The following is a 22,729-nucleotide window of genomic DNA, read 5'->3' on the forward strand; positions in this document are numbered from 1 at the left end:
GGGCGATGTGCCGTGGGACGGCTTTTCGTTGCAAGAGCAACTTGTATGCTTCCCTGCCCCGTCAGTCAACCGGGAATCTCGCCATTGTGCAGCGCGGCTGCTGTCCGGGAAAACCCTTGACCCTTGAATGAACCATGTATATCAAGGCGTCTCAATATGTGCCCCCATAGCTCAGTTGGATAGAGCACAGGATTCCTAATCCTGGTGCCGCGTGTTCGAATCGCGCTGGGGGCACCATGTAACAAACAAACCCGCTTTCCTTGGAAGGCGGGTTTTCTCTTTGAGGAGCAATTAAAACTGAAAAGCCGGCTTACCGGCTTTATCGTGATGTAGGGGCTGTTGGAGGTGCAGAGTTATTTTCCGGCTTCATCTGCTGACGGTTCAACAATCACCTTGTCAGCGCATATCTGATTTGCTTTGGACAGTATGCCGTTTAAAGACTCATCGTAAAAGATGAACCACTCTCCGATTGGGACCGACGACGTTGACTCTTTGGCAATAGTCGTACCCTTCGCAACTACTCTATAGTGAGAGGTTGTGCAGTGTCTTATGAAGTTTTCAAATTTTGTGTCTTTTAAAAAGATGGCACATCGATACGAATTCAGCCATTTCCCCTCAGCATCGACTTTTAGAGGCGAGGGCCCGTAAGAGATGGCTATCGACTCAACGTTTTGACATGACAATTCGAACTCGCAGTTTGTTCCACAGTTGCCAACGGATGGGGTTAACAGGACAAACGTGGCGACCATGAAGATCGCCACGCGTTGTTTATTGCTCATATTCAATGACGTATTCCAACACAGCATGAGCAGCTCCCTTGATTTCAAGCATGACCGACCATTTCAGCATTGCATCGGTGAATACGTTAGAATCAAACGATATGCTATTCCCTGTTCCCGGGATTTGGGATTGATCTGCGTCTGCATGGTTGGTTTTAACAAAGAGCTGACTCTCGCCGATATTGGTTACTGTGACATCGACATGACCTCGTCCAGCGAATGTCTCAACAGTGCCACTCCCGAATCCTCCTTATGGTGCCGCGTGTTCGAATCGCGATGGGGGCACCATAGTGAAGATGACCCGCTTTGCTTGGACTGTCTCCTTCACTTTGTCCGGCTTGATAGTCGTCCCGGTCGCACGGCGGGAGTGGGTTTCGCGATTGTAAGCAGGCAGGCGCATGTCGAAACAACAAAGGGCGTACCCCAATCGGGGTACGCCCTGATCATTAACCATCCCATTCTTCTCTCCGAGACGTTCCGCCTCTTGTCCGTGCCGTCGAAGTCGAACTGGCGCAGAACACGGTATGGGCTTCGGGCAAGTGCCTAGAACGTCTTGAAGATGCCGAGAAGAAACACGTCAGATTTATAGTCGAGAGAGTTGCTGAAATCGCCCTGAAAAGCGCCATTGGTGAAGGAAGGCGCTGAGTCGGCGATGTCGGGGAATTCATAGTGCTGGTAACTTGCCCTGATTCCCCAGCCGTTTTCCAGCATGTGGTCGTACCCGATCCCGGCAATCCAGCCCAGACAGAGCTTTTCCTTATCGACCGTTGCGGAGTTTCCGCCAAGGTTGTCGTCGTCAAAGTGGAAATGGTACTTGATCTCAGACAACGCGGGACCGGCGGTGATGTATGCAAGGGAGTTGTCGAACGCATAGCCAAGGCGGGGCTTGAGGCTTGCCATCCAGTCGGATGTAACGCGGGAGCGCATGTTGAAATAATTGGCCGGCAAGGATTCATACTCGGTTCTGCCGGTATCATACTTCTTTTCAAAAGGCGCATAGGTGAACTCGCCTTCAAGACCGAGAACCAGATTGTCCCACTGGTGGTTGAAGCCCGCAAACACTGACACGGCGGGCATGACTTCAGATTGGTCTCTCGACCCCAAGGGGTCGATTTGGTTGCTGTCCTGCTTGTTGAAATACGTTCCGCCAAGCCTGAGGCCGTGGTCGGCTTCACCGTATGCCGCTCCGATGGCAATGCCAACGTATGGTTTGCTCCAATCTACAGAAGGAGGCGACGAAGCTTCGCCTGCCAGTGCCGTTGCAGAGAACAGGACGGTGAATAAACAGAGGAAAAAGAGAGTGGCGTATACGCGCATGACAGTGAACTCCTGACAAAGAACAGGATGAATAAGACGATCTTAAAATAGTGATAATCAGGTTACAACAACCAAAGTATTCTCTATCGGGGTGGATTTCGTTTGTAAAGCGCAAAAGTCAGGAATTGTTCAATCGTCTGGAACGGGGCTGCCTATTGGGGCCAGCAATGCCCCGCCGGGTGGTCTAGGGGCTCTCGACGTCGCAGCCCTTGCCCGTAGGACAGCAGCTTTGCGGAGCTGTCTGAGATGGCAGGTACTTGCAGAGAATGCCGTAGATGGTGCCGTCCTGCTTCATTTCAAGAAGCGCCCGGTTCAGAAGCGGGATGGTGTGGGAGGCGTCCTTGTGGATGCGGATGCGCAGCCTGCTCGGTTCCTGAAAGTTATAGATGGTCTGAAAGTCGTTCATGGAGAGCGATTGCCGCTGCGTCCAGTATGCAAACTCCTGAAGGTCGATGATGCAGGCGTCCACTCGTCCGGAGACAAGCTTGTTCACGAGGCTTTTGCTTGAATCCCAGTCGTCGCGCTCCAGTCTGTCCTGCGCAAAGAGGGTCTCGAACCCGTCGGTGTAATGAAAGCCCCTGTTGGTGCCTATTGTCAGGTGCGGGAGTTCTCGCGGGTTGTTCACAGGCGCGTACTGTCCGGCTCTCGCCATGAGGACGTTTCTGGTCAGGGCGAAGGGTTCGGTGAAGTCCGAGTTGGGGTCGAAGCTGCGCCATGGTTTGTGGATGGCAGGCTCGGCGTTGAGTTCTCCTGCCTGAAAGAGCAACTCCACCCGCTTGCGGGGCATGATGTCGAAGCTGGCGGTCAGGCCGCTGCGTCGCGCCGCCTCAAGAAGCACGTCGATTGCGATTCCGGCTTGCTCGGAACCGGCACGCATGATCCAAGGCGGCCATGCGGCCCCTGCCGCCCGGATATCCTGCCCGGAGGCTGGGGCGGCGAAGCATGACAGTGCCAGCAGGACGATGGCAACGAAAGCGCACCAAATGGCGCGCGTGTGGGTCAGGGCGGCGTTCTGCATCCCCGATTCTATACTTTATTATGAGACAACAGGAAAGATCGATTTAGACTCGTCGTGTGGTCATAGCGCGAGAAAAAGTGAACTGTCCTGCCTGAAGCAGCGCAATTTCATTTTTTCGCGCACCGATCTGCCGTGCCTTCTCCATGTCGGGCAGGGCCGAGTTCCAGATGGCCGAGATTTCCCCGCGCACCGTTCGGATGCGGCTTTCCAGCCGGTCGAGTGAAAACGACCCGTCCCATAGGGGGGCCTTTTCCTCGTTGTTCCAGAGGCTGACAGCGCTTTCGGAAAACTCCGCGTAATCCTTGAGCGCCTCGCGCTTGAGCGCCAGCCTGTCCTCGGCGTCCTTTTCCGGGTCCATCCGGAAATATGAATCGAACACCGTGCGGTCGTCCACTTGGTTCGTGTGCATGGGCAACGCTCCCTGTTGCCGGTTCACACGTCCTATCGGACGGTTATGGGATAAGGCTTAGGGGGCGGGCGGGGTGAGGGGGGTAAGCTGCCACTTCCGGCGGAGCGCGTCGATGCGTCCTTGTTGCTGCATGGCCTTGAGCCGGGCATCGAGAATTCTCAAGACACGGATTGCGTCGGCGTTGTCTTTCAGGGCCACTGCGTACTCTCTGCCCTCATTGAAGACTGGGAGTTTGCTGAGCTTGTCGCCGATGCCGAGGCGGCGGGCCACGAAATCCCAGTTGGCCTCGTATCCTGCAAAGGCGTCCACCCGACCCTTGAGCAGCATGGCGAATCCTTGTTCGATGCTGTTTACGGGGATCTTGCGAACCTTGTCCGGGTCGAGTTCATCCCAGTCGTCGCCATAGCTGAAGCCACGCTCCACGGCGATGTCCATGTTGTCGAGGCCGTCGAGTCCGGTCCACTCGATGCGGTTGCCGTGCCTCACATAAAGCAGGGCTCGCGAGTCGTTAACGGGAACGTTTCCAAAGGAAAAAAAGCGTTTGCGTTTTGTGCTGGGCGTGGCGGGAAAGAGTATGTCGTGCTCGCCGTGCAGGATGCCGGAATAGGCGCGTTTCCACGGCACGACAGTCAGGTGGATGGTGTATCCGGCTCCATGCAGGGCCTCGCGCATGACATCCCAACTGTACCCCCTGAACATGCGTGAATCCTCGCTCGGAGCGAGTCTCTCCGAGAGGATGTGCGTTTCGGGGGGAGTCGTGAAGCAGTATGGGGCGTATCCGTAAAGTGTGACCACGCGAACGGAAAGGGGGGTGTCCCCTTGCGGACTCGTGTCTGCCGACGAGACGTGCGGCAACAGCACAAGGATTGCGCAGAAGAGTGCGTGGCCAAAATACTTCTTCATTTCCATCATATTACGAATTTGAGCACGAAAAGTCTACTTTCAAGGGAAAAAGCTCGGCATGGACAAACGGCGAAATGTGTTCTAATGGCATTTTCCGCAATTCATTTTGCGCAGTATTGTGCGCGAATTTTAATATATAGCGTGTGCGGTTGTCTTCGGATGACCGTTTTCGGAAAGGAAAGGAGTTTTTTCACAATGCAACAGAGAGAAACATGGGGTTCGCGTGCCGGGTTCATCATGGCTGCCGTGGGGTCGGCCATCGGCCTCGGCAACATCTGGCGTTTCCCCTACATGGTATATGAAAACGGCGGCGGGGCGTTCCTGATCCCGTATTTCGTTGCCATGCTGCTGGCGGGTATCCCGTTCATGATCCTTGAGTACGGCCTCGGCCATCGCTTCAAGGGGTCCGCGCCCAGAATCTTCGCCTCCATCTCCAAACGGGCCGAGTGGCTCGGCTGGTGGCAGGTGTTGGTCGCGTTCATCATCGCCACGTACTACGTGGTGGTCATCGCATGGGCCATTGATTATTTCCTGATGTCCTTCTCCCTCGGCTGGACCGAGGCACCCAAGGACTTCTTCTTCGGCGAGTTCCTCGGGCTTACGGATTCGCCCATGAACCTCGGCGACATCCAGTGGAACATCTTCGGGGCCGCCACTGCGGCGTGGGTCATCGCCTTCGGCGCGGTGTTTACCGGCATCCGCGGCGGCGTGGAGCGGCTGAACAAGATCTTCATGCCCCTGCTGTTCATTCTGGTCCTGGTGTTCATCGGCCGCGGCCTGATGCTGCCGGGTGCCATGGACGGCCTGAACTGGCTCTTCAAGCCCGACTTCTCCGCCATCATGAAGGCGCAGGTCTGGGCGGACGCCTTCGGGCAGATATTCTTCAGCCTTTCCGTCGGGTTCGCCATTATGCTGGCCTACTCGAGCTATCTGAAGGATGACTCCGACATCAATAACAACGCCTGCATGACCGTGTTCATCAACTGCGGGTTCAGCATGCTCTCCGGCCTGATGATCTTCAGCGTGCTCGGTTACATGGCAGGACAGCAGGGCGTTCCGGTCAGTGAAGTTGCCGGGGCGGGCGTGGGCCTTGCCTTCGTGACCCTGCCCACGGCCATCAACCTGATGCCCATGCCGGTGTTCTTCGGCGTGCTGTTCTTCCTCGCCCTGACCGTGGCGGGCCTGTCCTCCATGATCTCCATCACCGAGGCCGTGGTCTCCGCGCTCATCGACAAGCTCGGCATGAGCCGCAGGAAGGCCGCAAGCCTCGTTTGCGGTGTCGGCTTCATGGTCAGCAGCCTGTTCACCACCGGCGGCGGCCTGTACCTGCTGGACATCGTCGACCACTTCGTGAACAACTTCGGCATTCTCATCGGCGGCTTCGCCGAGATCGCCTTTGTTGCCTGGTTCTGCGACCTCGAAGGCATGCGCCGCTACGTGAACAAGGTCTCCGAGTTCGCCGTGGGCGGCATCTGGACCATTTGCCTGCGCATCGTCACGCCGCTCATGCTCGGCGCGCTGGTGCTCATGAACCTGTACACCGACCTCACCGCCAACTACGGCGGCTACTCCACCACCGCGGTGGTCCTGTTCGGCTGGCTGGTTCTCTTCGGGTGCATCGTGCTCTCCATGATCTTCCCCTGCCGCGAGTGCGCATTCGCCGATCATGTGGCAAAGAACAACACCTTCCGTCAGAGGAGCTAGACCATGGAAACCACGTCCATCATCATGATGATCTTCGGCCTCGGTCTGACCTGGGGCGGAGCCGCGCTCTGCATCCGTCTGGCCATGAAGAAGAACTCCGAATAGTAACGGAGCGCTACTGACTATAAGCCCCGGGCCGGTCCTTTCCAAAGGACGGCCCGGTTTTTTTGTCGAGATGCGGAAGGGAAAGGGGGCAATACCCGCTTTTCTCCGTTCTTCCGGTGTGCTACGCTCATGCCGATGCGATTTTCCTGCAAACTGCTCGTATGGGCGCTCTTCACCCTGTCGCTGGTGCTCCTCTCCGGGTGCATCGGGGAGGAGGACGCGGTGTACGTGGACTTCACCAAGCGCGAAGAAGTCCTGCTGCCCGTCCAGAAGGACGCGGTGACCTACGCCTATCTGCCGCAATACTCCCATGCGGTCTCTTACGGACGGCATCATCTGCTCATCGAATACCTGAGCCAGTCCACCGGGCTGGCCTTCAGGCAGGTTTTCCCGGACACCTTCGACGAGCACGTGAAGATGGTGGAGCGCGGTGAAATCGATATCTCCTTTTCCAACCCCATGATCTATCTGCGGCTCGCCAAAAGCGGAGCGTGGGCCTTTGCCAGAGTCATCGAGCCGTCCGGCAGGCCGAGTTTCCGGGGCGAGATCATCTGCCGCGCGGACAATGACGCCATCAAATCGCTGGACGACTGCCGCGGCAGCCGCTGGATCGCCGTGGACCATTCTTCGGCAGGCGGCTACCTCTTTGCCCTCGGCCTGTTTGTGGAGAACGGCATCTATCCGGAAGACTTCAGGCGGATCGATTTTGCCCCCGGACCGGGCGGCAAGCAGGAGAAGGTCGTGCTGGGCGTTTACGCCGGGGCCTACGATATCGGCTCCATCCGCGAGGGAACCCTCGACATCCTCAAGGACAGGATAGACCTTTCCCAGATTCGGGTCCTCAAGCGCACCCCGCTGTATCCCGGGTGGGTCTACGCCGCACGCAGTGGAATGCCCCATGAGCAGGTGGCCAGCATCGCCAGCGCCATGTATGCCCTTGACCTGAACCGCCCGGACGACGCGGTCATTCTCAACGCCGCAGGGATTCGCGGCATCATCCCGGCTTCCGACGCGGATTATGCACCCGTCAGACGGCTGGTGCGTTCGCTTGGGTCCGTGCTGGGTGACAAGGGAGGCGCACAGTGAAGGCGCTCGACAGGCTGCGGTTCAGTACCAAAATCGGCCTTGGCACGAGTATGATCGTGCTGCTCGCGGCCGTGCTGCTGGCGCTGACCTTCAGCACCCTGTCCACCCGCGTGCTCATCAATGAAAACAAGAAGCACGGCTGGTGCTGGCCGAGAACCTCGCCCTGCGCGCCCTTGACCCCATGTTCTCCGCCGACTTCCTGCTCCTCAAGGACTTGGTGGACGGCGTGCGCGACGTGGATGAGAACGTGGATTACGCTTTCATCCTCGACCGGGACGGTAACGTGCTGGCGCACACCTTCAGCCGCGGGATGCCCGTGGGGCTGGTGAAGGCCAACGAACTCCCTCCGGTTGAGGAGAGCGCCACCGTGCTCATCGACACAGGGCGCAGCTACGTCTACGACTTTGCCGTGCCGGTGGAGGTTGCCGAGAAGCGGCTCGGGACGGTGCGCGTCGGCCTGTCTCGCTCCAAGATTCAGGGCGTCATCAACGAGCTGCTGCATCCGGTCATGGGCGTTTCGCTGGGCACCCTGTTGGTGGCGGTTTTCCTCGGTTCGCTTTTCGCAAACAAGGTTACGAGCCGCATCAACGAGCTCCGGCGGCACGCCGAGGCCCTTGTCACCGGCAAGCTGAGCGGCAGCTCCGGCCCGAAGCTGACCCGTAACTGCTGGGAGGTGCGGAACTGCACCATGACCGCCTGTCCGCCTACGGCGACTCGGAGCGGCGGTGCTGGTATCTTGCCGGGAACCTCGACAGCGACAAGGGCGGAGCCGGGTGTCAGGACTGCGAGGTTTACCGCGAGAACGTCGGGGACGAGATTCAGGACCTCGCGGAAACCTTCGACTATTTGGTGCATACGCTGCAGATTCATCTGGGCGAGTTGCATGAGGCCGAACGGACCATGGCCCGGCAGCAACAGCTTCTCAGAACCGTGCTGGACTCCACCCCGGACTGGGTCACGCTTCAGGATAAAGACGGATCCTTCCTTGCCGTGAACCGTGCCTACGCGGATTCCCTCGGCCTGAGCCCCGAGTCCGTGGTGGGCCGCAAGGAGACCGAGTTCCTGGACCCCGAAGAGGTTCACATTAGTGAGGAAAAGCTGGCTCGGGTCTTCGCCACGGGGCAGGGCACCAGAGAGGAAATACGGCGCAAGCGCGATGGCCGGACCATGTGGATGCATGTCATCCGGGTTCCGGTGCGCGGGCATGACGGCAGGGTCAACGCCGTCCTCAAGAGCGCACGCGACGTTACCGAGATCAAGAATTATCAGGCGCAGCTCATTCAGGCCCAGAAGATGGAATCCCTCGGCAAGCTGGCGGGCGGGGTGGCCCATGAGATCAATACGCCGCTCGGCATCATCCTCGGCTACGCACAGCTCCTGAAGGAGGATGCGCAGGACGAGGCCATGCGAGAGGACCTTGGCATCGTGGAGAAGCAGACCAAGGTCTGCCGCAAGATCGTGGCCGACCTGCTCGGATTCTCCCGTCAGTCCGTGAGCGAGAAGCAGGAGATGTGCTTCAACAACTCGGTCATGGAGGCCGTCACGCTGGTGCGGCATACCTTCGAGATGGAGCGGGTCAGCATCGTCACGGTACTCGACGAACGCATGCCCATCATTTACGGTGACCCCGAAAAGCTCAAGCAGGTCTGGATCAACCTCTTGAACAACGCCCGCGACGCAATGCCCGAAGGGGGGACCATCCGGGTGGCCACGAGCCTGAATATCGGGCGGCGGACGGTCACGGCGTTTTTCTCGGACACCGGGCCGGGCATTGAGCCTGAGCACCTCAAGAAGGTGTTCGATCCGTTTTTCAGTACCAAGGCGGTGGGGCAGGGGACCGGACTGGGACTGTCCGTGTCCTTCGGCATTGTGGAAGACCACGAGGGCGACATCACCGTCACCAGCCCGGTGCCCGACGAGCATCGGCCAGAAACCGAAGACGGCGCCCCGGCGGGACCGGGAGCGCTTTTCACAGTGGATCTGCCGCTCGACACGTCGTAGCGCGGGCGCAGGAAAATGGAGTGCAGCAACATGGCGAACATCATCGTTCTCGACGACGTCTACGATTCCGGACTGCTCATAAAACGCATTCTGACGCGCAAGGGACATGTGGTCACCCCCTTCACCGAAGAGGAGGAGGCCATCGAATACGTAGGCAAGTATAAGCCGCATCTGGCGATTCTTGACATAAAGCTCAAGAAGATGACCGGCGTTCAGGTGCTTGAGGAAATGCGCAAACTCAGCCCAGAGACCAGAGTGATCATGCTGACCGGCTATCCGACGCTTGAAACGGCGCGGGAGTCGGTGCGGCTCGGTGCCGCGGAATACTGCGTGAAACCCATCGACAAGGACGAACTGGAAGCCAAGGTGGAGGACGTTCTTTCGACCGGTGAGTGATCCGGGAGAGTGTATGTTGATTACTGAACTGCTGCGCCGCTGGACCTACGGCGTCTTTGCCCCCGGCGCGCTTCTGCGGAAGCGGTACGGGGCGTTCCGAAAGCTGCTGGAGCATGATGTCCGGGCGCTGGAGCTGCTGGCGGACATGGAAGAGATGCACGCCGGGGTCGAGGTGGTGGATTACAGCCGCGTGCTGGAGGTGGAAAAGGATCTTGAGGGCGAGGTCTCGCAAATGGTGGACTGCCTTGACGAGATGTCGCCCACGGCCGCCATGGGTCTTCGGGAGTTCTTTTCCAAGGCCGCTTTCTACGTGCGAATGGGGCTCGATACCGGCCTGCCCGCGCTGGAGCCGCCCTATGCGCTTCGCCTTTCGCAGGCAGACGACCCGGAGATCGCGGGGGGCAAGGCGGCCTGCCTGAGCCGTGTGGTCAATGAGACCGACCTGAACGTGCCCGACGGCGTGGTCGTCACGGCCAGCGCCTTTCATTATTTCATTGAAGCAAACAATCTGCGCGATTCGCTGGACGCGATCCTGCGCGAACTGCGTCTTGGCGACCCCAAGGGCATCGAGGAAGGATGCCGGGCCATGCGGCAGTTGATCCTCGACTCGCCAGTGCCCGACGAGATCGTGCATCCGATGCTCGAAAGCACCGTGGACATCGGAAGCGGGCCGTACGCGGTCCGGTCCAGCGCGGTGGCCGAAGACGGTCGTTTCTCTTTTGCCGGGCAGTATGATTCTTTTATGGACGTGAAGCGCGAGGATCTTCCCGAGGCGTACCGGGAGGTTCTGGCCGGGAAATACTCGCCCAAGGCGGTGACGTATCGGATGCTCAAGGGCCTTTCCGACACCGAGACGCACATGGCCGTGCTCATCCAGCCCATGATAACCTCGTCGGTTGCCGGAGTCATGTACACCAAGGACGCGGACGCAACCCAGTGCGTGGGCGGCGTCACCGCGGTGTACGCCGTGGAAGGACACGCCGGGGGCGTGGTCAGCGGGCGTCGCGAACCCAACGTCTACTGCCTGACCCGTGAGGATGAGCCGGTAATCCTGCAAAAGCCCGCACACCACGAAAAGCCCGGCGCGGGCCTGTTGCTCCAGCTCGCCAAGACCGGCTATCGGCTTGAGCGACTGTTTGGCGGCCCGCAGGACGTGGAGTGGGTTGCGGACTCCCACGGAGCCCTGCATATTCTTCAATCCCGCCCCATGCAGAGCGAGGAGGCGGCCGCTGTTCGTCCTGAAGAGCCGCAGGACATGGAGGTGCTCATTTCCGGGGGCGTGCGGATCTCCGCAGGTGTCGGCGCAGGCCGGGTGGTGCATTCCATCGGAATGCCGGACACCGTGCCCGAAGGGGCGGTGCTGGTGACGCGCTCGCTGATTCCCGAGCTGGTGGGCATCATGGATCGCCTTTCCGCAGTCATTTCCGTAACCGGCAGCCGGGCAGGACATTTTGCCTCGGTGGCCCGCGAGTTCGGTCTTCCCGTGCTGGTCTCGCCCTATGCTTCGGAGCTTATCGAAGGGCGACTGGTAACCGTGGACGCCGAGCGCGGCAGCGTCTATGCCGGGCGCATTCCGGGGCTTGAAAAGCGGCGGCACATCGAGCGAAACGTGGTGGCCGAGCGTCTGGATTCGGTCATGCAGCATCTTTCCACCCTGAATCTCACCGATCCCGAGGACGAGGGTTTTGCCCCGGAAGGGTGCCGCTCCATCCACGATGTCATCCGCTTCACCCATGAGACCGCCGTGCGCGAGATGTTCTCGCTTGTGGGCCGTGGCGGCAAGGGAATGGGCCGGGTCAAGCAACTGAAGACACGCATCCCCATGGCCCTGTATCTGCTCGACCTCGGCGGCGGCCTGTTTTCTCACGCACGGGAGGAGACCACCGTTTCGCCCGAAGACGTGACCAGCACGCCCATGTGGGCGCTCTGGTGGGGTTTTTCCAGAAGCGGCATCGACTGGGACAAGCAGATGCCCATGGTGGACTGGCAGGAGCTGGACCGCATCAGCGCGGGCATCATCACCAACAGCTCCCGTGCGCTGGCCAGCTACGCGGTGGTGGCGGCCGACTACGCCCACTTCATGTTCCGTTTCGGCTATCATTTCGCGGTAGTGGACTCTGTCTGCGGGCCGGACGCGCCCCAGAACCACATCAACCTGCGTTTCAAGGGCGGCGGCGGACACTGGGAGCAGCGCATCCGCAGGCTTGATTTCATCAGGACCGTGCTGGAGTCGAGGGATTTCGAGGTCTCCATCAAGGGCGACATGCTCGACGCACGCTGCTCTCGGCTGGAGGAAAACGACACCCGCAAACGGCTGGTTCTGGTGGGCCGCCTGCTGGCCCACAGCCGTCTCATGGATGTGCGGCTTGACGAAAACAGCGACCCTGCGGAGCTGGCCGCGACCTTTATCGAGGAAACCGAACGGCCGGGAACGGAGGACTAGACGTGTTCGGCAGAAAAGAACCCGTCGTTTGGGTCACGGATTATCTCGCCGCCGGTCCCGCGCCTGCGTCAAGCACTGCGCTGGACTGGCTCAGGAAGCAGGGCATTACCGGCATCCTCAACCTGTGCGGGGAGTTCCCCGACCTCAAGGGCATTGAGGAAAAGTACGGCTTCGAGGTCTACTATCTCCCGGTGCCCGACGAGGAGGCTCCGGCGCTCAAGGAACTGGAAAAGGCGCTGGCTTGGCTCGACGAGGCCCTGTATCTCGGCAAGAAGGTCTACGTGCACTGCCGTCACGGCGTTGGGCGCACCGGGACCATCCTCAACTCCTATTTGCTCCGGCGCGGCCTCGGTCACAAGCTTGCGGGCAAGCGGCTCAAGGGGCTGCATGACGGGCCTGCGAATTTTACCCAGTGGCGTGCGGTCAGGAAGTACGGCAAGGAGACCGGGCAACTCACCTGCCGGGAGCCGTCCCTCGAGTTCAACCGTGCCGTGGACCTGACGCCGTTCATCGGCGATTATCTGGAGCTGGTGGCCACCATCGAGGACGTGGTGGACGAAGCTGGCATCGACCGCTGCGGAAAGGACCACGACAGTTGTTCGCACATCCCCATCAACCTCTGCTTTGTGGAGGCCGTGACCCTCAGCCGGGCCCGCAACACTGCCCTGAGCAGCGAGAAGCGCATAGAACTCATTGACCGGGCCGTGGATGTCTCGCGCAAGGAGCGTTCCGCAAAGCGCAGGCAGCGCGGGGCCGAGGTCTGCATGGCCGATGTGGGCGCGAAGTGTCCCCTTTGGGATACGACGTGCCTCCTGTATGAACACAGGCCGGTCCTGTGTCGTATGTTCGGGCTTGAGGGCGAGGCCAGCGAGCGGCTCTGGGAAAAGATTCAGCCGAGGCTCGACGAGCTCTCGGCTGACATCTGGTTCGCCCTTACCGGGGAATTTCTTGAAGAGAAGCCGGAGTTTCCGCTCTCGGAGGTCATTTCCGGCAAATATGTGGAGCGGTTCTTCACGCTCATGATGGGCCAGACCGGCTGCGTCTAGCGGGCGGGCTCCTGTTCGGGTTCCTGCGAGCTGTTCATGGCCTTGGCTTCGTTCTCCAGTTCCGTGTAGCCCATAAGCTCTTCTTCGGTCTCTTCGTTTTCCGAGACCTTGCGGGCGATGGTGCGGAACACGGGCAGCCACTTCTTGCTTTTTTCAAATACGATACGGATTACGATGTATGCGGGCACGAAAAAGAAGCCCGGTCCCACCTTGCCGACCCACGGCACAAAGAAATCCACCGCGCCGAAACGAAAGTCCAGCCAGCCCATGACGAAGAACGCGGGCCAGAGCGATGCGCCGAACAGCGCGATGCGCGAGAAGAAGTTCTTGCCGAATTCTTCGTTGGCCTGCTTGTTCAGGGCTTTGAATCCCTCTTTGTTCTTAACCAGGAGCGAACGTAGCGACATGTTGTTGTGGCGCACCATCTCGCGGTTGTGTTCCGCGAAATGCTCCTTGTTCATGAAATAGATGCCGGCCATGGAAAGCTCGCCGATGACGGTGGTGAGCAGGCACAGGAAGGCGATTCCCATGGCAAAGCCGACCTCCGGCTGGCTGATCATGCGAAACGACCAGATCAGGAAGGGGTCGAGAAAGACGTTGAGGGAATGGAAGAAACCCATTGTAACTCCGGTATTGGGAAGGGGGACCGCACGCGGCGGTCCCCCTGTTGGTTCAGTTTGTGCCTACGGCCACAGGGCGATGTCGAAGAAGCCCTTGAGGGTGTAGCGCATGCCGACGTAGACGGCGAGCACCACGAACAGGCGCTTCAGCCACACGTCCGGGATGTACTTGGAGGTGCGGGGGCCGATCAGGGAGCCGATCACGATACCGATAAGCTCGGCGCCGATGAGGGACCACTCGACCGGGGTGCCGCGAAGCAGCATGTAGGACGCGATGGAGTTGATCATGCCGATGAACACTGCTGCGGCGGAAGTGCCGGCAACGAGGTACATGGGCAGGCCTGCCACGGAGGTCAGGAACGGCACCAGCAGGAAGCCGCCGCCGACGCCGAGGAAGGAGGCCAGGGCCGCGATGATGAAGCCACCGACGAGCGGGATGAGCGGGTTGAAGGAGAATTCAACGCCGAAGAAGGTGAAGACGCAGCGGGTCGGGGTGAAGGTCTGGACCTTGACGCCCATGTCTGCAGAGGTTTCACCGGAGGCAACGGAAGCCTGGAACTTCTGTGCGGCTTCCTTGGCGGCTTTCTTGCCTGCCTGACCGGCCGGAGTGGTTTCGTAGAACAGGTAGCAGCCCAGGAAGAGCACGAACAGGCCGAAGTAGCCGATGTAGGCCTTCAGGCTGATCTTGCCTGCGGTCAGTGCGGGCACGAGCCAGGAACCGGCCACGGAGCCCAGCGCCAGTGCGATACCCAGCGGCAGCACCAGACGGCCCATCTTCCAGTAGTTGAAGGTGGACAGACCTGCGGAGCAGCCGACCAGCCACTGGTTGGACACGCGGATGGAGTCGGTGACGACCTTGTTCATCTTCATGGACTTGCCGAAGCTCTTGGCGTAGTCGCCGAGTCCATAAATGGTGATGTGACCGACACCGGCCATGATGCCGCCGAATGCGCCGACGGTGGAGAAAATCCAGCCTACCCAGATCGCCCAGATGAGGCCCCACCACCAGGTCAGTTCGGGAGCGCCGGGGATGCGAGGTAGCCCTTCTGGGCGTTGGCGTCCATTGCGCCGGTTTCGACGGCCTGATTGATGGCGTCGGCCAGGCGGTCCGCCATGGCGCTCTCCTGAAGCAGGAGCACGGCGGCCAGTGCTGCAAATACAATGAGCACGTTACGGTTTTTGAACATGAGATCCCTCCTCTCAAAGGTATTACGGTTTACGGACAGCGGCGAATACCGCATGCGGGTCCTGGGTTTTCAACAGCGCCTTTTCCGCATAATCCCGCCGTTTGTCGGCGGACGCGGTATTGACTTCCTTGAACTCGAGCGCGTGACCGCAGCAGGCTTCCACGCAGGCGGGCTTGTCGCCGCGGTCAATGCGATCCCGGCAGAAATCGCACTTGATCGCCTTGCCGTGCACGGCGTCCCACTGGGGGATGCGCCACGGACACGCCTGAATGCAGGCCTTGCAGCCGACGCACAGATCCTGATCCACATAGACGATGCCGTCTTCGCGCCGCATCATGGCCCCGGTGGGACATGCGCCGACACACCACGGCTTCGCACAGTGGAAACAGGTCATGTACATGTTGAGGACGCGCGGCTTGCCGCCCTTGTCCACGGGGCCCACGGAGATGAGCTGGCCGAGACGTGCGCCTTCGGGCACGCGGTTCTTGGCCTTGCAGTGGGTCTCGCAGGCATAGCAGTTGATGCAGCGATCCTGGTTGAAGGTTATGACGAAATCAGCCATCGGGTTTCCTCCTGAAATCCGACCGGTCCGTGCCGGTCCGGTCAGTAGTTAGGGCAAGAGGGTGGTTCCAGCCTCAAGAGCCAGCCGGTAAAGACCGCCGGGCAGCGCGCCGAGAACGAGAATGGCGGCGGCCATGACGGTACCGGCGACGGTTCCCATCCAGTTTCTGTCCCTCAGGTTCACGGCGCCTCCCGTCTCGGCGGTGTAGGCGTGGCGGAACAGGCTCAGGTAGTAGAAGATGGCCAGCGCGGTGTTGATGACCGCAACGATGACCAACCACGCATACCCGTGGTTCCACGCGCTCGTGAGCAGGAACAGCTTGCCCATGAATCCGGCCGTGGGCGGCAGGCCGACCAGCGCAAAGGCGGATACCGCCAGCACCAGCGCCAGTCCCGGCGCGTTCTTCGACAGCCCGTTCAGGTCGTCGTAGACCGGGTTCTTGCCGTCGCAACGCAGGTGGCAGACCACCCAGAAGCAGGCCATGTTCATGAGCAGGTAGACAATCGCATAGAAGCTCATGGCACCGAGTCCCTCGGCAGTGCCCGCGGCCAGCCCGATGACGAGATAGCCGGAGTGGGCGATGCCGGAGTAGCCGAGCATGCGCTTCAAATCCTTCTGTGCCAGCGCCGCGAGGTTGCCGAGCGTCATGGACGCGGCCGCGAAAAGCGCCAGCAGGAAGGTGATTTCAAGGTTTGGTGCCAGAAGGGCCGCGAGCCTGACCAGAACGGCGGCCGCGCCCAGCTTGGGCAGTGTCGCCGCAAACGCGGCGGTTTCGTTTCCGGTTCCCTGATAGACGTCCGGAGCCCAGAAGTGGAACGGAAAGAGCGCCAGCTTGAAGAGCACGCCGCACAGGAACAGGATCAGGCCGATGGCGGCGGCCGGGTTCCCGGCAAAGCTCCAGTCCATGCCCGCCAGTTCGGAAACAAAGCCCGTTCCCTGCCCGGCGAGGATGTACGAGTAGCCGAAGAGCGCAACCGCCGTGGCCATGGCCCCGAACATGATGTACTTGACGCCCGCTTCGGCGGCGTTCTTGTTCTGCGCCCGCAGGGGGATGACCGCGTACAGGCTGTAGGAGGATATCTCCATGGCCACGTACAGGGTCATCAGCTCGGCGGCTGAGGAAAGCAGCATCAGCCCCCATGCCGAGAACGCGAGGAACATCAGGTAGTCTGCGCGTTTGTCGTCGTCCACGCCGCGCGCGTTGGGGGTGAAGAGCGAAGTGATGAGGAAGCCTGCGGCGATGGCGGCCTTGAATATCTGGGAGAGGCCGTCAACGATGTAGGTTCCGTGGAACATCACGCCGCGCGCGTTCAGCGAGCCGAGGCACACGGCCAGCACTGCGAGCGAGGCCCACGGCAGCCAGTATGCCCTGCGGGCCGCGCCGTCCCCAGGGGAGGTGACGGATACGGTGAACAGCGCGGCCGCAAGGACGAACAGCGAAAGTTCCGGCAGAAGGAGCATGATGTCGAAGTTCATGAACGGTCTCCTTTATTGTCCTGCGCCGGGAAGGGCGGTTGATGCGAGCACCGTGGGCACCGTTTGCTCCGGCGCGTCGGCCACGTGTGCCGTCCGGGAGTGGAAGTCGTCGATCATCTTGCCCGTGGACGGGGAGATGACCTTCATGACCAGCCCCGGCGCGAGGCCGATGTAGACCACGAGGATCGCCAGCGGCATGAGGTAGGCCCATTCGCGCGCGTTGAGGTCGTGCCAGCCCTTGTCCTTTGGCGAGGACGGGCGGCCCCACGCCATCTTCAGGCCGAGGCGCAGCATGTAGGCTGCCGCGAGCATGGCGCCGGGGATGGCCAGCAGGCCGATGCTCGTCTTGGCCTGAAACGCGCCGATCAGCACGAGGGCTTCGCCCACGAAGCTGTTCAGGCCGGGGAAGCCGAACGAGGAGACCGCGAAGAGTCCGAACAGGCCCATGTAGGCGGGCAGGTACTTGCCCATGCCCAGATGGTCGCCCAGCTCGCGGCTGTGGCTGCGTTCGTAGATGGCACCGATCATCATGAAGAGCGCGCCGGTGACGATGCCGTGGTTCAGCATGACCATGACCGCGCCTTCTGCGCCGCGCGGGTTGAATATGAAGATGCCCAGCGTCACGAAGCCCATGTGGGCCACGGAGGAGTAGGCGATCAGTTTCTTGATGTCGGTCTGGCCCAGCGCCACGAGGCCGCCGTAGATGATGGAGGCCAGCGACAGGGCGATCATCATGGGCGCGAAGTACATGGACGCGTCCGGGCACATGGGCAGGCAGAAGCGCAGGAAGCCGTAGGTTCCCATCTTCAGCAGCACCGAGGCCAGCAGCACAGAGCCTGCGGAAGGAGCCTGAACGTGGGCCGCCGGGAGCCATGTGTGGAACGGGAACATGGGCACCTTGATGGCGAAGGCAAGCGCCATGAACAGGAAGACCCAGGTCTGGAAGCCCATGGGGAAGTCCATCTGCATGAGCGCCGGGATGCTGAAGGTGCCGCCCTGATGGAACAGGCCCACGATGGCGGCCAGCAGGAGCGTGCTTCCGGCCAGCGTGTACAGGAAGAACTTGATGGAAGCGTACCGGCGTTCAGGACCGCCCCAGACCGCGATGAGCAGGTACATGGGGATGAGCATGGCCTCCCAGAAGATGTAGAAGAGCACGAGGTCCATGGCCGAGAACACGCCCACACAGGCGGTGGTCATGAGCAGCAGGCAGATGTGGAATTCCTTGAGCCGCTTGCCCACGTAGGTCCATGAGCAGAGAACGCACAGCGGCAGCAGGGCCACGCTCAGGATGACCATGAGCAGGCTGATGCCGTCCACGGCCAGCGAGTAGGCCAGATCCCACTGGGGAACCCACACGGCCTTTTCGATGAACTGGAATCCGGCGTCGCCGAGTTTGAAGTCGCGAATGAGCGGCAGCGCCAGCAGGCACTCCACGAATCCGGCCAGCAGGGTGTACCTGCGAATGGTCAGTTCCGGAAGCGGAAGCACCATGAGCACCAGCGCCGCAGCCAGCGGGAAGAAGATCAGAACGCTCAGAACGGGATAGTCAACCATTTCGCTCTCCTTCCTTATTTCACCAGCACGAAGGCCAGCACGCCGACGCCGATTGCCGCGAGCAGGGCCGCGGATGCGTAGGTCTGGAGCCTTCCGGTCTGCAGTTTGGCAAGCGCGCCGCCTATGCCGAAGACGCCCTTGGCCGTTCCGTCCACAACCCCGTCGATGGCCGCGCGGTCAAAGCGTGCGGAGCCGTCGGCCGAGCCGACCAGCCCCCGCAGGCCCACCGTGCGGTAGACCTCGCTCCAGCGCGTGTCGATCCACGCGAAGGGGCGGGAGAAGATGGCCAGAAACGCCTTGCCGCCGAGGATGTAGAACCACTCGAAGTCCACGTTGCGCTGGGCGTGGGGAACCACGACCTTACGCATGGCCCAGAACCCGAGGCCGGTGAAGCCGAGGATCATGAAGGCCTGCAGCACGTGCCAGGTGGTGTAGGGCACGTATGGGTGCTCGATGGCTTCCGTGACGTGCGCGATGTAGGGCGAGTACACGGATACGCCTTCCTGAATGGGCAGCAGCTTATACAGGAATTCGGGATACACGCCGGTGAAGAAGCACAGGGCCGAGCCGATGGCCATGGCCACGTACATGTTCATGGGGATGGGCTTGAGTTCCCGCGCCGGGTTGTCGTTCTTGGAGAAGAACGCGAAGTACGGCAGCTTCAGGCCCACCGAGAGGAACGTACCCACCGCCGCCAGTTCCATGCCCAGCGCCAGCCAGGTGCGGTGCGCCTCGGCCGCGCCGGTAATCGTCATGGTCTTGGAGACGAAGCCGTTGAAGAAGGGCATGCCGGAGATGGAGACCGCGGCCACCATGTAGAAGATGAAGACCAGCGGCAGCCGCTTCACCAGGCCGCCCAGCTCGGTGAGCTTGGCGGTTCCCGCTGAGTAGAGCAGGCAGCCCGCGCCCATGAAGAGCAGGCCCTTGTAAAGGATGTGGGCGTAGGCGTGGGCGCTGGCGCCGTTCACGGTCATTGCCGTGCCGATGCCGATGCCCGCCACCATGTATCCCACCTGCGAGACGATGTGATACCCGAGAATCCTCCGGGCATTGTTCTCGATGGTCGCGTAGAAAACACCGTAGACGCACATGACAGTTCCGGCGATGGCCAGAATCTCGAATCCGGCAAAGGCCCGCGCCAGCACGTACACGGCGGTCTTGGTGGTGTATGCGCTCATGAAGACCGCGCCGGTGACGGTGGCCTCGGGGTAGGCGTCGGGCAGCCATGCGTGCAGGGGCACTACGGCGGCGTTGACGCAGAAGCCGATCATGATCAGCCAGTCGTAGTACATGGCCCCGGACGGATCCACGGGCGTGAAGGCCAGCGTGCCGAGGTCGGCCCAGCGGAGCAGCAGCCCGCCGAGCATGAACAGCCCGCCGAGGGTGTGGAACATGAAGTAGCGGAAGCCCGCCCGCACCGACCTGTCGGAGCGGTTCAGCCACACCAGCATGGTGGAGGCCACGGACATGATTTCCCAGAACACGAAGAGCGTCAGGTAGTCGCCCGCGAAGAGGCAGCCGAAGCCGCCGCCCACATAGGCCAGCGAGGCCATGTGCTGGCCCTTGTCCTTGATGTGCATGGCGAAGATCAGCGCGATGACGCCCTGAATGGCGAAGACATGGGCAAAGACGATGGAGAGCTGGTCCACGCGGAAGAGGGTGAGCTCGGTGTCCACCCAGCCCAGCACCCCGGAGGTGCCGTGGTCGAGGCCGATGACCGAAAGTACGGCCAGAATCGCCGGAAGCGGCAGCAGCCATTTGAGCAGGCGGCCCGGAATGAACGGCACCGCGAACGAGGCCAGCAGAAAGTAGACGGCCGGATGGGCCAAGAGGCTATTGGTCGCGGTCATAGCAGTCCTCCGGGCGCGCCAGCAGCGGGGCGACGATTTTCTTGAGTACCGCGACCATGATCACGGCTCCGCCGAATCCGAACACGGCCCAGAAGCCGGGATAGGCGTCCAGTCCGAAGTGCGGATGGTGCGGATGAACGAAGACGTTGGCGAGCACCAGCAGGCCGAGGAAGGCGATGAGCGCCCAGAACCAGCCGCCGGATTTGCTGCGCTGCGCGTAGAGCCAGTTGCCGAGTGATTCCCTGAACATGCTAGAACCCCTTGAAGGTGTGGATGAAGTTCAGGAACGTCTCGGGATGGAGCCCGAGAAGCACCGAGATGGCGGCGGTGATGAGCAGCGGCACCACCATGACCGCCGGGGCTTCGGAATACTGTTCCATGGCGGCCCCGGGAGCGGGCTCGCGGAAGAACGCCCGGAATATGATGGGACCGAAGTAGCCTGCGTTGAGGATGGTCGAGGCCAGCAGCGCACCGAGCAGCCACCAGTGATGGATGGTCACTGCGCCCTGAGCCATGTACCACTTGCTCACGAAGCCGCAGACCGGCGGCACGCCGATCATGCTCAGGCTGGCCACGGCGAACGCGCCGAAGGTCCACGGCATGCGGCGGCCGAGGCCGTTCATGAGGCTGATTTTCTTGATGTGCGTGGCCACGTAGATCGCGCCCGCGCCCATGAAGAGGGTTATCTTGCTGAAGGCGTGGTGGGCGATGTGCATCAGCCCGCCCTGCACCGCCGCCGGGGTGAGCATTGCCACCCCGATGATGATGTATGAGAGCTGGCTCACCGTGGAGTAGGCCAGCCGCGCCTTGATGTCGTCCTTGGTCAGGGCGATGATCGAGGCCGCCACGATGGTGAAGGCCGCGAGGTACGCAGTGGGGATGCCGAGGAAGAGCTTGTCCATGGCCTCCACACCGAAGAGCGAGAGCATGATGCGGCTCATGGAGAACACGCCCGCCTTGACGACCGCCACCGCATGCAGCAGCGCTGAGACCGGGGTGGGCGCGACCATTGCCGAGGGCAGCCAGTTATGCAGCGGCATGATGGCCGCCTTGGCCAGCCCGCCCACGTACAGCACGTAGGTCAGCGTCACCAGCGTCGGGTCGGCGTCTGCCGGGAACACGCCGTTGACGAGGTCGCCCAGATGGAAGTCCAGCGTTCCGGCCAGCACGTAGGTCAGGACCATGGCGGGCAGGAAGAACAGCTTGGAGGTACCCATCAGGTACACGAAGTACTTGCGGGCCCCGGCAAAGGCTTCGTCGTCCTCGTGGTGTGCGACCAGCGGGTAGGTGAACAGCGAGATGATCTCGTAGAAGAGATACAGCGTGAACACGTTTGCCGCGGTGGCCACGCCCACGGCACCGAAGATGGCCGTGGCGAAGCAGAAGTAGTAGCGGGTCTGCGCGTGCTCGTTGAGGCTGCGCATGTACCCGATGTTGTAGCTCGTCACCAGGAACCAGAGGAACGGGGCGATGAGCCCGAAGATCATTGCCAGCCCGTCCACGCCGAACTTGACGGTCACGCCGGGGAGCAGGGTGAACAGGGTGTAGGTGTAGATGGTGCCCTCAAGCACGCCCGGTGCAAAGGAGACCATGGACAGGAACGCCGCTGCCGCAGCAATGAAGCTGACGGCTTCGCGCCTGTTCTGGTCGCCGCGCATGAGCCACACGAGCGCGGGGGCCACAAGGGTGATTGCCAGCGGGATGAGAACGCGGGGTGTGTCGATGAATTGCATCATGGCCTTACCCCTTCAGTTCCGTGATGTCTTGTGCGCTCGCCGAGCCGAAGCGCTTGGCGACCACGAGGATGATGGCGAGAGCCAGCGTGGCTTCCGCCGCGGCCAGTCCCATGACCAGCAGCGAGGAGAGCTGCGCCAGCGATGCGTCGGCCCTTGTCAGCTGACCCGAGGCCGCGATGGAGAGTCCTGCGCCGTTGAGCATCAGTTCCATGCTGATGAGCATGCCCACGAGGCTTTTCCTGCGGACAAAGCCGTAGATTCCCAGCGCGAGCAGCAGCAGCGCCACGAGATGATATGCGGTCAGAGCGCTCACCGGGGCCTCCTCTTTTCGAATCCGAGAATGACGGCTCCGGCCATGGCCACGAACAGGACCACCGAGATGAGCTCGAACGCCAGAACGTATTCGTTCATCAGCGCCGCGCCGATGGTGGCCAGCGGCAGGTCGGTCGGAACCGGGGTGGTTTCCGGGGTCGTCTTCATGATGACCGCCGCAATGATGGCGGTGGGGATGGCCGCCGCACCCAGCGCGACGGG

Annotated in this window: 21 protein-coding genes, 1 tRNA gene and 1 pseudogene; 9 read left to right on the top strand and 14 right to left on the bottom strand. The window is 61.2% G+C overall.

The window, feature by feature from the left end; translation table 11 throughout:
- Positions 1–160: 160 nt before the first annotated feature.
- Positions 161–237: transfer RNA gene (locus JCM12178_RS08105), tRNA-Arg, on the top strand.
- Positions 238–1,322: 1,085 nt separating this feature from the next.
- Here JCM12178_RS08105 and JCM12178_RS08115 read toward each other — a convergent pair.
- The 4 genes from JCM12178_RS08115 to JCM12178_RS08130 form a co-directional block, all read right to left on the bottom strand.
- Positions 1,323–2,096 carry an outer membrane protein gene (locus tag JCM12178_RS08115; protein ID WP_054650368.1) on the bottom strand — a complete coding sequence of 258 codons (774 nt, stop codon included), beginning with the start codon at positions 2,094–2,096 and terminating at the stop codon, positions 1,323–1,325.
- A 184-nt stretch (positions 2,097–2,280) separates the two neighbouring features.
- The gene (locus JCM12178_RS08120) at positions 2,281–3,114 is read right to left on the bottom strand and encodes a substrate-binding periplasmic protein (RefSeq protein WP_054650370.1); all 834 of its coding nucleotides are present in this window, start codon (positions 3,112–3,114) and stop codon (positions 2,281–2,283) included.
- A 43-nt stretch (positions 3,115–3,157) separates the two neighbouring features.
- The gene (locus tag JCM12178_RS17730) at positions 3,158–3,523 is read right to left on the bottom strand and encodes a hypothetical protein (RefSeq protein WP_245628677.1); all 366 of its coding nucleotides are present in this window, start codon (positions 3,521–3,523) and stop codon (positions 3,158–3,160) included.
- A gap of 57 nt (positions 3,524–3,580) precedes the next feature.
- Entirely contained in the window at positions 3,581–4,426 is an 846-nt protein-coding gene (locus JCM12178_RS08130) for a substrate-binding periplasmic protein (RefSeq protein ID WP_054650372.1), read from the bottom strand.
- Between the two features lie 195 nt (positions 4,427–4,621).
- Here JCM12178_RS08130 and JCM12178_RS08135 point away from each other — a divergent pair, with 195 nt between their 5' ends.
- From JCM12178_RS08135 to JCM12178_RS08160, 8 genes are all read left to right on the top strand, one after another.
- Positions 4,622–6,130 (top strand): sodium-dependent transporter, encoded by a 1,509-nt coding sequence (locus tag JCM12178_RS08135; RefSeq protein WP_054650374.1) that lies wholly within the window; start codon positions 4,622–4,624, stop codon positions 6,128–6,130.
- Positions 6,131–6,133: 3 nt separating this feature from the next.
- Positions 6,134–6,235 (top strand): MetS family NSS transporter small subunit, encoded by a 102-nt coding sequence (locus tag JCM12178_RS18260; RefSeq protein WP_157054830.1) that lies wholly within the window; start codon positions 6,134–6,136, stop codon positions 6,233–6,235.
- A gap of 135 nt (positions 6,236–6,370) precedes the next feature.
- The gene (locus JCM12178_RS08140; RefSeq protein ID WP_439646699.1) at positions 6,371–7,321 is read left to right on the top strand and encodes a phosphate/phosphite/phosphonate ABC transporter substrate-binding protein; all 951 of its coding nucleotides are present in this window, start codon (positions 6,371–6,373) and stop codon (positions 7,319–7,321) included.
- 142 nt (positions 7,322–7,463) lie between these two features.
- Positions 7,464–8,315 (top strand): hypothetical protein, encoded by an 852-nt coding sequence (locus JCM12178_RS19570; RefSeq protein ID WP_245628678.1) that lies wholly within the window; start codon positions 7,464–7,466, stop codon positions 8,313–8,315.
- Positions 8,222–9,322, top strand: coding sequence for a two-component system sensor histidine kinase NtrB (locus JCM12178_RS19575; protein ID WP_245628679.1), 1,101 nt, complete (start codon positions 8,222–8,224; stop codon positions 9,320–9,322). The genes JCM12178_RS19570 and JCM12178_RS19575 overlap by 94 nt, the downstream gene beginning before the upstream one ends.
- Before the next feature lie 30 nt (positions 9,323–9,352).
- A complete protein-coding gene (locus tag JCM12178_RS08150; protein WP_054650398.1) occupies positions 9,353–9,718 on the top strand; it encodes a response regulator in 366 nt (121 codons plus the stop codon).
- Between the two features lie 13 nt (positions 9,719–9,731).
- Complete coding sequence (locus tag JCM12178_RS08155; RefSeq protein WP_054650378.1) at positions 9,732–12,161, top strand: PEP/pyruvate-binding domain-containing protein; 2,430 nt, start codon at positions 9,732–9,734, stop codon at positions 12,159–12,161.
- A 2-nt stretch (positions 12,162–12,163) separates the two neighbouring features.
- The gene (locus JCM12178_RS08160) at positions 12,164–13,207 is read left to right on the top strand and encodes a protein-tyrosine phosphatase family protein (RefSeq protein WP_054650380.1); all 1,044 of its coding nucleotides are present in this window, start codon (positions 12,164–12,166) and stop codon (positions 13,205–13,207) included.
- Here JCM12178_RS08160 and JCM12178_RS08165 read toward each other — a convergent pair.
- The 10 genes and pseudogenes from JCM12178_RS08165 to JCM12178_RS08210 form a co-directional block, all read right to left on the bottom strand.
- A complete protein-coding gene (locus tag JCM12178_RS08165; RefSeq protein WP_054650382.1) occupies positions 13,204–13,827 on the bottom strand; it encodes a hypothetical protein in 624 nt (207 codons plus the stop codon). The two genes, JCM12178_RS08160 and JCM12178_RS08165, sit on opposite strands and share 4 nt — an antisense overlap.
- Positions 13,828–13,890: 63 nt before the next feature.
- Positions 13,891–15,014, bottom strand: a pseudogene (locus tag JCM12178_RS08170) (sulfite exporter TauE/SafE family protein).
- 22 nt (positions 15,015–15,036) lie between these two features.
- On the bottom strand, positions 15,037–15,576 hold the full coding sequence (locus tag JCM12178_RS08175; RefSeq protein ID WP_054650384.1) for a 4Fe-4S dicluster domain-containing protein: 540 nt from the start codon (positions 15,574–15,576) through the stop codon (positions 15,037–15,039).
- Between the two features lie 48 nt (positions 15,577–15,624).
- Positions 15,625–17,052, bottom strand: coding sequence for an NADH-quinone oxidoreductase subunit N (locus tag JCM12178_RS08180; protein WP_054650386.1), 1,428 nt, complete (start codon positions 17,050–17,052; stop codon positions 15,625–15,627).
- 12 nt (positions 17,053–17,064) lie between these two features.
- The gene (locus JCM12178_RS08185; RefSeq protein ID WP_054650388.1) at positions 17,065–18,609 is read right to left on the bottom strand and encodes a complex I subunit 4 family protein; all 1,545 of its coding nucleotides are present in this window, start codon (positions 18,607–18,609) and stop codon (positions 17,065–17,067) included.
- Between the two features lie 14 nt (positions 18,610–18,623).
- Complete coding sequence (locus JCM12178_RS08190) at positions 18,624–20,459, bottom strand: Na(+)/H(+) antiporter subunit D (RefSeq protein WP_054650390.1); 1,836 nt, start codon at positions 20,457–20,459, stop codon at positions 18,624–18,626.
- Entirely contained in the window at positions 20,443–20,709 is a 267-nt protein-coding gene (locus JCM12178_RS08195) for a hypothetical protein (RefSeq protein ID WP_054650392.1), read from the bottom strand. The genes JCM12178_RS08190 and JCM12178_RS08195 overlap by 17 nt, the downstream gene beginning before the upstream one ends.
- A gap of 1 nt (position 20,710) precedes the next feature.
- Positions 20,711–22,195 (bottom strand): monovalent cation/H+ antiporter subunit D family protein, encoded by a 1,485-nt coding sequence (locus tag JCM12178_RS08200; protein WP_054650394.1) that lies wholly within the window; start codon positions 22,193–22,195, stop codon positions 20,711–20,713.
- A 4-nt stretch (positions 22,196–22,199) separates the two neighbouring features.
- Positions 22,200–22,508: an NADH-quinone oxidoreductase subunit NuoK gene (gene nuoK, locus JCM12178_RS08205; RefSeq protein WP_054650396.1), complete on the bottom strand. Its 309-nt coding sequence runs from the start codon at positions 22,506–22,508 to the stop codon at positions 22,200–22,202.
- Positions 22,505–22,729, bottom strand: a 225-nt coding sequence (locus JCM12178_RS08210; RefSeq protein WP_172677094.1) for an NADH-quinone oxidoreductase subunit J, incomplete at its 5' end; no start/stop codon positions are given. The genes nuoK and JCM12178_RS08210, both read right to left, overlap by 4 nt.

It is taken from the genome of Salidesulfovibrio brasiliensis JCM 12178 (assembly GCF_001311825.1).
GTDB lineage: Bacteria > Desulfobacterota > Desulfovibrionia > Desulfovibrionales > Desulfovibrionaceae > Pseudodesulfovibrio > Pseudodesulfovibrio brasiliensis.